This is a genomic window from Treponema sp. Marseille-Q4130, from assembly GCF_014334325.1.
GTDB lineage: Bacteria > Spirochaetota > Spirochaetia > Treponematales > Treponemataceae > Treponema_D.
Map to the genome: position 1 here is coordinate 266,130 of NZ_JACSET010000003.1, position 12,505 is coordinate 278,634.

At 46.0% G+C, this 12,505-nt stretch carries 9 protein-coding genes; all 9 read left to right on the forward strand.

Translation table 11 applies throughout. The features are described 5' to 3' along the window. The first annotated feature begins 55 nt into the window (after positions 1–55). The 9 genes from H9I36_RS04945 (at position 56) to H9I36_RS04985 (ending at position 12,491) form a co-directional block, all read left to right on the forward strand. The gene (locus H9I36_RS04945; protein ID WP_187384268.1) at positions 56–1,186 is read left to right on the forward strand and encodes an ABC transporter ATP-binding protein; all 1,131 of its coding nucleotides are present in this window, start codon (positions 56–58) and stop codon (positions 1,184–1,186) included. Beyond that, positions 1,179–2,825, forward strand: a complete 1,647-nt coding sequence (locus tag H9I36_RS04950; protein WP_187384269.1) for an ABC transporter permease — start codon at positions 1,179–1,181, stop codon at positions 2,823–2,825. Before H9I36_RS04945 ends, H9I36_RS04950 begins: the two co-directional genes overlap by 8 nt. 161 nt (positions 2,826–2,986) lie before the next feature. Next, positions 2,987–4,051, forward strand: coding sequence for an extracellular solute-binding protein (locus H9I36_RS04955; protein ID WP_187384270.1), 1,065 nt, complete (start codon positions 2,987–2,989; stop codon positions 4,049–4,051). A gap of 444 nt (positions 4,052–4,495) precedes the next feature. Further along, a complete protein-coding gene (locus H9I36_RS04960; RefSeq protein ID WP_187384271.1) occupies positions 4,496–6,088 on the forward strand; it encodes a sensor histidine kinase in 1,593 nt (530 codons plus the stop codon). Between the two features lie 25 nt (positions 6,089–6,113). Continuing rightward, positions 6,114–7,592 (forward strand): response regulator transcription factor, encoded by a 1,479-nt coding sequence (locus tag H9I36_RS04965; protein ID WP_187384272.1) that lies wholly within the window; start codon positions 6,114–6,116, stop codon positions 7,590–7,592. Between the two features lie 193 nt (positions 7,593–7,785). Then, complete coding sequence (locus H9I36_RS04970) at positions 7,786–9,078, forward strand: extracellular solute-binding protein (RefSeq protein WP_187384273.1); 1,293 nt, start codon at positions 7,786–7,788, stop codon at positions 9,076–9,078. A gap of 84 nt (positions 9,079–9,162) precedes the next feature. Next, positions 9,163–10,767 carry a glycoside hydrolase family 32 protein gene (locus H9I36_RS04975; RefSeq protein WP_187384274.1) on the forward strand — a complete coding sequence of 535 codons (1,605 nt, stop codon included), beginning with the start codon at positions 9,163–9,165 and terminating at the stop codon, positions 10,765–10,767. After that, the gene (locus H9I36_RS04980) at positions 10,754–11,644 is read left to right on the forward strand and encodes a carbohydrate ABC transporter permease (RefSeq protein ID WP_187384275.1); all 891 of its coding nucleotides are present in this window, start codon (positions 10,754–10,756) and stop codon (positions 11,642–11,644) included. The genes H9I36_RS04975 and H9I36_RS04980 overlap by 14 nt, the downstream gene beginning before the upstream one ends. A 37-nt stretch (positions 11,645–11,681) precedes the next feature. Continuing rightward, complete coding sequence (locus H9I36_RS04985; RefSeq protein ID WP_255422662.1) at positions 11,682–12,491, forward strand: carbohydrate ABC transporter permease; 810 nt, start codon at positions 11,682–11,684, stop codon at positions 12,489–12,491. Positions 12,492–12,505 lie beyond the last annotated feature (14 nt).

The following is a 12,505-nucleotide window of genomic DNA, read 5'->3' on the forward strand; positions in this document are numbered from 1 at the left end:
GCTTTGCGACACGATTGATAGTTTTTAATAATTAATAATTTTTCGGAGGACTGTAATGAGTGTAGCGATTACGGTAGAGCATGCGCTGAAAAAGTTTGAAGACGGTAGCGTCGTCATCCCCGATCTTTCGATCAAAGTCCGTAACGGAGAATTGTTTACGCTGCTCGGTCCGTCGGGCTGCGGCAAAACGACGCTTTTGAGGATGATTGCCGGTTTCAACAGCATTGAAGGCGGCAAAATTTATTTTGACGATCGGGAGATAAACGATGTCGATCCCGGCAAGCGCAATATCGGTATGGTGTTTCAAAACTATGCGATTTTTCCGAATATGACGGTGCGTAAAAACGTTGCATTCGGACTGCGCACTCGGAAGCTTCCGCCCGAGCAAATCAAAAAAGAAACCGATAAGTTTTTAAAACTCGTGCACGTCGATCAATACGCCGATCGAATGCCTGACAGATTGTCGGGCGGACAACAGCAGCGTGTCGCACTTGCCCGGGCTCTTGTCATACAGCCCGATGTTCTGCTTATGGATGAGCCCTTATCGAATCTCGATGCGAAGCTGCGGGTTGAAATGCGTTCCGTTATAAAAGAAATACAAAAAAATGTCGGTATAACAACGGTTTATGTAACCCACGACCAGGAAGAAGCTATGGCTATTTCCGACAGAATTGCCGTTATGAAAAGCGGTGTCATACATCAGTGCGGCCGTCCGCAGGATATCTATATGCGTCCTGCAGATACTTTTGTTGCGGGTTTTATCGGAAAGTCGAATATGATGGAAGCTTCGCTGAGCTGGAGCGGAGAAGACGCGCGGCTGGAATTTGCCGGCGGTTACGCCGTTTCCGTTAAAACGATCGATCCCGCGAAAAAGCTGAAGGGCAAAGTTCTCGTTTCCTGCCGCCCTGAAGAGCTGATCATCAATCAGAATAAAGACGACAGCGGCATACCGGCGGAAATCGTCGACAGCGTATTTCTCGGATTGAACACGCATTATTTCGTGCAGTTTGCGACGGGAGAGCGTACCGAAATCATCCGCGAATCCGATGTCAATAAAATGATTCCGGTCGGAACGAAAATATCGCTGAAAATCAATACCGAAAAAATCAATATTTTCGATGCGGATTCCAAAGAAAGCATTATGCAAGGCGTAAAACGAATAGACGAAGGAGATATGCATGCATAGACGGAAAGTGTTCGAGTTTTGGAATATTATTGCGGTCGTCATATTTTTCCTTTTTGTTTTATTTCTTATCTATCCGATCGGAGGATTGCTTCGTGAAGCGGCTTACGTAGACGGCAGCCTTTCGTTCGATGCGTTTGCCCGTTTTTTTGCCAAAAATTATTATTATTCGACCGTATTCAACAGCTGTAAAATTGCTGCGGTAGTCATGCTGTGCTGCCTTTTGCTCGGCATACCCTTCGCGTACTTTTATACGTTTTTCAATTTACGCGGCAGGAAATTTCTCTTTGTGATGAGCCTGCTCTGTACGATGTCCGCGCCTTTTATCGGCGCATACGCATGGATTTTGCTTATGGGCAATAACGGACTCGTAACGCGCATACTGCAATCCTTCGGCATTCCGCACGTTACGATTTACGGTTTCGGCGGCATCGTGTTCGTACAGACTTTGAAGCTTTTTCCGCTCGTGATGATTTATATGAACGGCGCTTTCCGCGATATAGATCGCTCGCTTATGGAAGCTGCGGAAAGCATGGGCTGCAAAGGAGTCGATCGCTTTTTCCACGTACTCATGACGCTGACCATGCCGACTATTTTGGCGGCGGCGCTCATCGTGTTTATGCGCTCTTTTGCGGACTTCGGCACTCCGCTTCTTATCGGGCGGGGATATACGACTTGTCCCGTTTTGATTTACAACGCGTACCTCGGCGAAAACGGTGCGGACAATCACTTTGCTGCGGCGATCAGCGTTCTCGTCGTGCTTATAACGGCGGTCATTTTTCTCATTCAAAAACTTGCGACGAATAAATTTAAATTCACGATCAGCGCGATGCACCCGATCGAAGTGAAAAATTGCCGCGGCGTCAAAGGCGTGCTCATGCATATCTATTGTTACGTGCTCGTTGCGATCGCCATGCTGCCTCAGTTTTACATCATCTACATATCGTTCAGAAATTACAACAACAGCATTCAGCTGCCGGGTTATTCGCTTATTAATTATCAAAAAGCGTTCCAAAAAAATTTGTTCCGCGCGACCGGCAACACGCTGGTAGTCGGTTTTTTTACACTCGCGATCATAATACTTATTGCGGTGTTGATTGCGTATCTTGTGGTGAGACGCAGCAATATCATGAGTCACACGCTTGATACGATTTCGATGCTGCCGTATATCATGCCGGGTTCCGTAATCGGTATTGCGCTTGTCATTGTGTTTTCCAAGCCTCCGTTTGCCATTGCCGGTACGCTCGGCATTATGATTGCGGCTTTGGCTATACGAAGGCTGCCCTTTACGAGCCGATCCGCCGCCGCCGCCATGATGAAGATAACGCCGAGTATCGAAGAGGCGGCGCTGAGTCTCGGAGCGACTAAAGTAAAAACATTTGCGGGAATTACCGTGCCCATGATGTCGAGCGGCATCATTTCCGGTGCGGTTTTAAGCTGGGTATCGATTATTACCGAAATGTCGAGCGGCGTCATTTTGTACAATAACAGAACGATGACGCTTACGATCGGGACCTATGTACAGATCAATAACGGCGTTTACGGAGTGGCTGCCGTGTTTGCGTCCGTTACTACGATTTTAACAATTATTTGTTTGGCGGTATATTTGCGTTTTACGAAACTCGAAGACGTGCAGGTGTAATATACCGCGATTTGTTTTTTGTTAATCGATCGGAAGTTTTCCGATTTATTATAATAAACGGATGTTGATTCGAAGTCCGCGAAAGCGGACATGTAGAATCGGTTCTTTACAGAACGAGCCGCAGGCTCTAACATCCTGCAAAAGTTTTTATAGGAGGTTTTATGAAAAAAACATTGTTCGCTTTTATGCTGCTTGCAGCGGGAATGTGCGTGTATGCACTGGGTTCGAACGATTCGAAGGCGGCGGAAAGTGCAGGGCCTCGCCCCGCATGGGCAAAGAGCGCCGACGAAGTCACCGGTGTCGTAACGATCTATACGACCTTTGAAGAAACGCAGCAGCAGATCATTCTCGATCTCTGGAACAAACTCTATCCGAAATGCAAAGTCGAAATCGTAGCCGATTCCGTCGGTACGCTTGTAACGAAGATACGCGCGGATGCGTCGAGCAAGGCGGACTGCATCGTCGGCGGTATGTTCGCCGCGGACGGAACGAAGTATCACGATGTGCTTCAGCCCTATACATCGACCGTCGAAAACGAACAGCTCTTTCATGACAAGTCCGGCTACTATACGTATTGGGACGTTCAGCTCATGTGCCTCGTCGTGAATCCGAAGATCTTAAAAAATTTGGGTGTTACGGTAAAAGGTTATCAGGATTGTCTCAATCCGAAGCTCAAGGGTAAAATCATCCTGGCAGACCCCGCCGCCGCTTCATCCGGCTGGCGGCAGCTTCAGACCATGCTTGCGTGTATGGGAGATACTTTTGACGATGCGAAAGGCTGGGCCTATGTCGAAAAAATTATGGGGCAAAGCTTTAAAACCAATTCTTCAAAGGACGTGTTCAATCTTGTAAACGAAGGCGAATATGCGGTAGGACTTTCCTACGAATCGACGCCGGCGGGTATCATTTCGCTCGGCGGCGCGGTTATGGAAATCGTCTATCCCGTCGAAGGAAATACGGCGATGGCGTCCGGCGGTGCCGTGTGCAAAAATTCTCCGAACCTTACGGCCGCAAAAGCCATGATCGATTTGTGCGCATCGAAAGAATTCCAAGATGAACGTGCAAAGATCTTCGGCCGCCCGACCAACAGCAGGTGCAAGCCGACGAATATGCCCCCGACGGACAGCTTTAAGCTTATCGAACTCGATCATGCTTACTTGAGTAAAAACAAAGATAAAATGCTCGAGCACTGGAACGATTTGTGGGCAAAGGTAAAAGGCCGTTAATTACATACTGCCGCCTCCGATAGATTTTCGGAGGCGGCGCATAAAATCGGTATCCTGGACAAATTCACTTTTGAAAAGTGAATTTGTCCGCCCTGTCCGAACCTTTATAGTTGCGTCTTTGAGAATGTGTGCGGGCATCAAAGGATAATGCGACCGTACCCGGCTGTGTGATCTGCCGGGTCTGTCGATTGACACGAGTTCGCTTCGCCGATACCATTCGTTCATGATGCACGAAAAACTGCCGCGGAAAAAACTTGACGTATCGGATTTAAACAATGCGAACGGCATCCTCCCCGATTTTTTCGACGTTATATGAGCGGGCTGATACTGCGTAAATTTTATCGGCTGCGCGTATACGCGCAGGAATTCACTGTCTTTTTGTTACTGTCGATCCTGCCTATTATTATCATTACCTGTTTGATTTACGGATTATTTTATCGCAAAATGCAGGAACAAATTGTACGCGATGCTTCCAACAGTGTTTCTCAGGCATCGAACAGTATAGATATGATAACCGAGCGGATAGAGGCGCTATCGACTACAGTGATCTATACGGAACGGGTACAAAATTATCTGCATAACGTATATGCGGGGATAAAAAATTCAAGGGCCGAGCTTTTTGCCCTCGAACAGGGGCTTGCCGTATTTTACGACAATGCATTGATGCGCTCTATGACGCTCTACGATACCGCCGGTAATTATACGCATTATCCTATCGGAAGTGAAAACAATTTTTACGGTGATATCAGGAATGCAGCAGATTTCGGATATCATGCGAAGTGGATCGGCGATACCGATACTCATCTCATGCACCTTATCAGACCCATAGAAAGTTCGCGGAATTTCGATCGGTTGGGTTTTTTCGATATCGTACTGTATGCTGACGTATTTGCGCAGCCGCTGAAAGAGCTCGATTTCGGACGGGACGGCATGTTTGCCGTTTTTGACGAAAACATGCAGTGCATAACCGGAAATGCGAATATGATTTCACCGTTGCTTATCGATGATATTGCAGCACGGCGGAATAATTCGGTTATTAAAATCAAAGGACGCGATTATTTTGTCTTTTATCGAACGTCCGATTCGACACGCTGGACTACGGTCGGATGTATTTCGCGAAGCGTGATTTATGACGGTATTCAAAAAATCATGCTTATAGTTTTCTTGCTGGTATTCGCCATCATCGTTGCAGCGATGTGGATATCGTTTTTGTTTTCGCAGTATTCGGTACGGCGTATCAATCGTTTGATATCTGCAATGCATGCCTTTTCAAACGGAGATCTCTCGGTACGTATTATGCCCGATGAAAATCCCGAGTTTAAAGAATTGGGCAGTTGCTTTAATGATATGGTAAAACGGATCGAAAGCCTGATCGATTCGGAGTATCGTGTAAAGCTTTTAAAAAACCAGGCCGAATTGAGGATGCTTGAGGCGCAGATCAATCCGCACTTTTTATACAATACGCTGAACGTGCTGTATTGGAAAGCGCAGATGACCGGTCAGGACGATATTGCGCAGATAACCGTTTCGCTGGCAAATCTCTTCCATGCCAGTATCGATCGCGCGATCGATTTTATTACCCTGGGTGAGGAACTTAACAATATCGACGATTACATATATATACAAAAAATGCGGTTTCGGGATAAAGTGCAGGTACGTATCGCCGTTTCGGATGTGCTGAAATCCTATCTTGTGCCGAAACTCGTGTTGCAGCCGATCGTCGAAAATGCTTTTATTCACGGTATGGAACCGAAAGCGGGCAACGGAATTATCAGTATTGCGTTTGAAGACAGGGGATGCGATGTGGTCGTTACCGTTTCCGATGACGGTGTCGGAATGGATGCCGAAACTGCGGGGCGTGTGCTTACCGAACGGCAAGGGAAAAAGTTTCAGGGTTTGCTCAATGTTCATAAACGCTTGCAGTTATATTACGGACAGGATTACGGATTATCCGTCGTATCGACAGCCGGCGTCGGAACGGTCGTAACGATGCGGCTTCGGAAGGAAAACGAACATGTACCGCGTAATGATAATTGACGACGAACCGATTGTCTTGGAGGGTATGCGGATGTTTCCGTGGGAGAACGAAAACTGCACCCTTGTCGGAGAAGCCCCTGACGGAGCGGACGGGCTGGCTTTAGCGAAAAAATTAATGCCCGATATCGTTTTTACCGACATCAGAATGCCCGGCATGAACGGTTTGGAATTCGCCGATGCGTTTCGCGAGATACACAGTAATGCCCTGATCATCGTATTTACCGGTTATTCCGAATTTTCGTATGCACAAAAAGCGCTGCGTATCGGCGTATTCGATTTTTTGGTAAAGCCGGTGAGCGTCGGTGCGCTGCGTGCGGTTTTAAAGAAGGCGGCGAAATTTTTGGATGTGCGGTGCATGGAAGGACGGCGAACACGGGAGCTTACCGATACCGTAAAGCGTATGAAATTCGCGGTACAAGAACAGCTTCTGTCCGACGCTTTGCGGGGAGTTTTTAAATTTGATAAAAATACCGTTTCGGCCGACGATTTGAACGTCGGTCATTTTGTCGTCGCCGCCGTTTCGGGAGACGGCGAAAAAAAATTGGAAACCTATGTGCTTCGGGACAGCTTGTTAAAGGTTGTCAAAAAAGCGAACGAATGCAATCTTTTGCGATTCGAATTTGAACGATATGTGTTACTGTTTTGTTTTCCCCGTGAAATCGAAGCCGAGCGGTGCCGGAAATACGTCCTGCAAACATTGGAAGAAGCACAGCTTTCGGTATGGAAGCGATTTAATTTCTCTTTTTCCGCAGGCATCAGTCTTGCGGACGATGATATTTTCAGTCTGCCGCAACTGAAGCGACAGGCATTGCATGTATTACGGAACAATTTGCTGCACGGAAAAAACAGTGTTTCCCGTTTTGAGCGGAAAGATACGGCGCCGATCGTTTTCGCCGATTTTGAAACGCAAAAGATACAAATCCTTTCTGCAATCCAGGCAAGAGATCGCGTTCTGCTGGTGAGTGAATTCGAAAAATTGGTTATGACGCTTACAACGAATACCGGCAACAGTGAGCAGATATGTGAAAATATCCGTGATGTATTGGTTGAAGTAGCGTTTTTAACCAACAGCGATATGCCTATCGGTGATTATGTCGGCAAAAAAGCTGCGGATTACGTTTGCGAAGTGAAAGATGAGCTGTTGCGTATCTTCCATCGTCTGCAAGTGCAGGACGGTGAAATGAAACGGGATATTGCAACTATCGTTGAAAATTATATCAAAGAGCACTATGCCGAAAATATTTCTTTGACAACGCTTTCCGAGCGGTTGTGTTACAATACAGCATACCTTTCTAAATTGATACGTAAAAATTGTAAACGAAATTTTATGGACATGCTTATACGTACCAGAATGGAAAAAGCAAAAGAACTGCTGCGTACCACGGAAGAAACGATCGCGCGAATTGCGGCAAAAGTCGGCTATAATGATGAAGGTTATTTTATTACCGCTTTTAAAAAAGAGACCGGCTGCAGTCCCGCCGATTTCCGCTTACGGCGGTTTTAAAAAAATTGTCATTTTTTTTGTAAAGAAGACAAAAAATTAAAATACCAATATATAAGAATATCCCGTAAAATAATAGCGATAAAAGCGCATGGCATCGTGTTGTATTTTACTTGTCGAGCTTTACCGATACGCGGTCTGCTTTGCGCTTTTATCGCATTACAATTCTTTGTCGGATTTTTCTATAGGAGGCATTATGAAAAAAATGTTGTGTTTGTGCACAGCGCTGTCCGTTACCGCGATGATGCTGTTTGCAATGGGAACGAAAGAAGATTCGCCTTCAAGCGGAAGTACCGGTATACAAGAAATTACCATGTGGTACCAGGAAAACAAATCGATGATTCCCGCATTTGATAAGCGTGTCGCCGATTTTAATGAAGCTTATAAAGATAAGTATCATCTGACGATCCAGTATATTCCGCGCGGTTCGTCGTATGCGTACGAAGATAAAGTCAATTCGGCTGCTTTTACGAATCAACTTCCCGATCTCTTGGCGCTTGACGGACCGAATGTCGCGAATTATGCGGCAAACGGTATTATTATTCCGATCGACGATTACGTTTCGGCGGAAAGCAAAGCCGATTTGATGCCGTCGATCATCATACAGGGAACGTATAATAACCGCCTCTATGCCGTCGGGTTAAACGAATCGTCGTGCGCGCTGTTTTATAACAAAGAAATCTTTGCCGCCAACGGTTTTCGAATTCCGAAAAGTATCGAAGACGCTTACACGTGGGACGAAGTGTATGCCATGGCAAAAAAGATTTCCACTCCGAGCTGTGTCGGCATCAAATTGATCATGAATAAGGGTGAAGGCATCCCGTATGTTTTGTCGCCGTTTTGGGATATGAATAATTCCGCTTTTACAAGTCCCGACGGCAGCAAATGCAGCGGTTGGATCAACAATAAAGGCGGTGTCGAAGCGGCTGCATATCTGCAGCGATTTTTCAAAGAAGGGCTCGCAAATATCGATCCGTCGCCGACTGAATTTCAAGACGGAAAAAGCGCGATGTGGATTACCAATTCCGGACAGCTGCGCGGTATCTTAAAAAATTATCCGAATTTTCCGATCGGCGTAACGTATTATCCGGTCACAAACAATAAATCTTCCGCATCTCCGTGCGGCAGCTGGGCGTTGGGCATCTCCAAAAACGCAAAGGATAAAACCGCCGCCGCCGTCGCGCTTGAGTTTATGACAAACAGCGATTCAACGCTGGCGTACAGCACGGAAGGCGGATATCCTCCGTCGCGACGTTCCAATTATACGAATAATAAGATGTGGAATACGATGCCGTTCAAAGTGTTTTCGGAAGAATTGTTTGCGTGTGCGGTACCGCGTCCGAGAACGCCGGTCTATACCGTTTTGTCGCCGAAGTTTTCCGAGATTTTCCTCGATATCTGTTCCGGTTCCGATCCGAAAAAGAGCCTGGATGAATTGGCGTCCTTTGTCGATGCGGAGTATTCTCGTTTTAAAAGCTCGCATCGGTAATTAAAAATATATTTGCCTTACGGAACGAAGATCCGTTCCGTAAGGTTTTGTAATTTTAATAATTGTTAATTAATAAAGGAAAAGATGAATTCCATAAAGTTCGATTCAAACGGATATGCCGGTATCTCCGTATTCGGGCATAAAACCGTATCTCACGGTAATATGACGGTGCTGCTGAAAAACGGTGAAATGCCGCAATCGTCTGCGGAGATTGCGACGGAAACGTTTGTGCTGCATTTTTCTCTGCGCTGCAATACGGCGTATCGTCTGGTTTTGGACGGCGGCGATTTCGATCTCGTATACTTGGATACGGGAGAAAATACATTGCATGACGGTATCCGTTTTTTAACGGATGTCCGCTATGATCAAGCCTATCGTAATCGATGTCATTTTTCTCCTCCCGTCGGATGGATGAACGATCCGAACGGCTTGTGCGTATACAAGGGTTATATTCATCTGTTTTATCAATTCAATCCGTTCGCTCAGGTATGGGGAAATATGCATTGGGGGCATGCGGTCAGCACCGATTTGATGCATTGGAAACACATGCCTGTCGTATTTTTTCCGCAGAGAGAATTGCAAGATCGCCGCGATTTGCGAGGCGGCGCTTTTTCCGGAAGTGCGCTTGTCAAAGACGATGCGATGCACGTATTTTTTACACGGCATTACGGAGCCCATGATCGTTCATGGGCGAAGGAGCGGCAAGTAAAAGCGTCGAGTGTTGACGGTGTGGAATTTGCCGGCGAACACGACGTTTTAGATGACGATGCGGGCAATTCTCGCCGCAATTTCCGCGATCCGAAGATATTTGAATTTAATAATTATTATTTTATGGTTATCGGCGGCGATCGAAACGCCGTTCCGACGGTATTTTTATACCGTTCGAAAGATACCGAACATTGGGAATTCGTTTCGGATATGTATACGGAGTCCGATAAAAAATACGCCGTCGCCGAATGTCCAGATCTTTTTTTTCTTGACGGAAAGTGGGTTTTGATTATCGGTTTTATCAACAGTGATCCGGTATCCGATATTCAACGCGACGTAAAATACATGATTGGGACATTCGACGGAGAAAAATTTATTCCCGAATCTTCAGGTCTCCTCGATTACGGTAAAGATTTTTATGCCGTACAGACTTTTTTATATCGATCAAGGCGAATCTGTTTCGGCTGGAACAGCGATCAGTTGAAATCGTATCGACCGAAGCGAGGGAGTGCAAACGGTACCTTATCGTTTCCGCGGGAACTCCATGTGGCGGACGGCACTCTCGTACAAACACCTGTCGAAGAGTTGTATTCATTGGAAACCGAAGGAGATGCGCTGCCGGTACGCGTACCGTTTTTAATAAAAATGGAATCTGACGGACAGCGTGAATTTGTTATCGATTTGGTTTCTTCGCCCGAAGGAAATCTTTCCCTCGTATATCGAAACGGTGTGCTTTCGGTAACGGTTGCAGGGATCATTAAGTGTACAAAGCCGATCGCGTATCTCAAAGATATGGAAGTTATCGTCGATGCATCGCTTGTCGAGCTCTTTGTAAACGGGGGAAGCGCCGTGATGACGGCGCGGTATTATCTGGAAGGCGATCAAACGGCGATGCCCGGAATGGAAACGAGTCAAATAAAAGAATTTATTAAATTATATCGTTTGAATGGCATTTGGGAGAATTACGATGAACGAAAATAAAAAAACGTTGAAAAAAACGCCGACAGGCTATGTTGCATTTTTTATCGTGCCGGCGATTGCTTTGTTGTGCTGTTTTTTGCTCGTGCCGGTATTATTATCGTTCGGCTTCAGTTTTATGAATTTCAACATGCTGCAGCCGGAAGCGGCATTTTTTTCTGGTCTTGAAAACTATAAACGGCTGTTTACCGATCCGACATTTTATAAGACGTTGCGGAATACGGTTTACTTTACGCTCGTCGTCGTCGTGTATCAGGACTCGCTCGCATTTGCGTTGGCGCTGCTCGTCAGAAAAAATATTAAAGGCGTCGGTATTTTCCGCGCGATGTATTTCACTCCGCTGGTAACTTCGATCACCGTCGTTTCCATTTTGTGGACGTTTATCTACAATCCGAATCCGACGCAGGGTCTGCTCAACGCGCTGCGCGTTAAAGCCGGTTTCCAACCGAGTATGTTTTTACATGATCCCGCGACTGCAATGAATTCGATTATTTTTATGTCGGGCTGGCATTCGGCCGGCTATCACATGATGATTTTGCTTGCGGGGCTGCAGGCGATTCCCGAAGAATTGTACGAAGCGGCGGAGATTGACGGTGCAGGTCCGGTTCAGCAATTTTTTCACGTTACACTGCCCGGAGTGAAGAACGTACTGATATTCGTCGTGCAGGTGACGATGATATCGGCTATGAAATTATTTACGCAGCCTTATGTGATGACACAGGGCGGTCCGAAAGAATCGACAAAAACGCTGACGTATTATATTTATCAACAGGGATTTCAATTCAGAAATATCGGTTATGCGTCGGCGATTTCCGTTTTGTTTTTTATCATCGTCGTAACGCTTTCGCTTACGCTGAAACGAATCATCAGACAAAAATAAAGGAATTATTATGATACGCAAACAAAAAACTACGACAATGATTTATACCGTTAATACGATTTTAGGATTGCTGTATGTGGCGCCGCTTCTGTGGATGATCGTTTCATCGTTTAAACCGGAAAGCCGTATCTTTGCCGATATGAATCACGTTCTCCGTGCGTTTATTCCGTTGGATTTTACACTCGAAAATTACCGTGAAGTTTTCGTGCGCAGCAATTTGATCCGCTATATCGGTAACAGTTTGTTTTACGTAAGTGTGCTTGTTTTTTTGAGTATGCTTATCAATTCTATGTGCGGATATGCGCTTGCAAAATTTCGCTTTAAAGGAAAAAATATCATCTTTACAATCGTCATTGCGCTTTTCGTACTGCCGCTTGAGAGTATTATTTTAGCGCTCTATTGGGTCGTCAATCAGATCGGATGGAACGATTCGTACCGTGCGCTTATCATTCCGTTTGCGGCGAAGTGTTTCGATATTTATCTTTTTCGGCAATTTTTTCTCGATGTTCCCGATGATTTTATCGAAGCGGCGGCTATCGACGGCGCGGATCCCATCAAAACGTTTTTCGCTTTGATAGTTCCGATCTCCGGACCCGTGTTCGCGACGGTTTTAATTCTCGACTACGTTGCCTATTGGTCTGATTTTATGTGGCCGCTTCTTGTGACGCTGTCTCCCGGAAAGCGTACCGTACAGTTGGGCTTGCAGGCATTCTTTACCGAGCCGCCGATCTATTATGGACCGATCATGGCTGCCCTCGTGGTTTCCGTTATCCCGATGGTAGTGATGTTCGTGTTTTTCCAAAAGTATTACGTGCAGGGTATTGCTGCGACGGGCATCAAAGGATAATGCGGCCGTGCCCG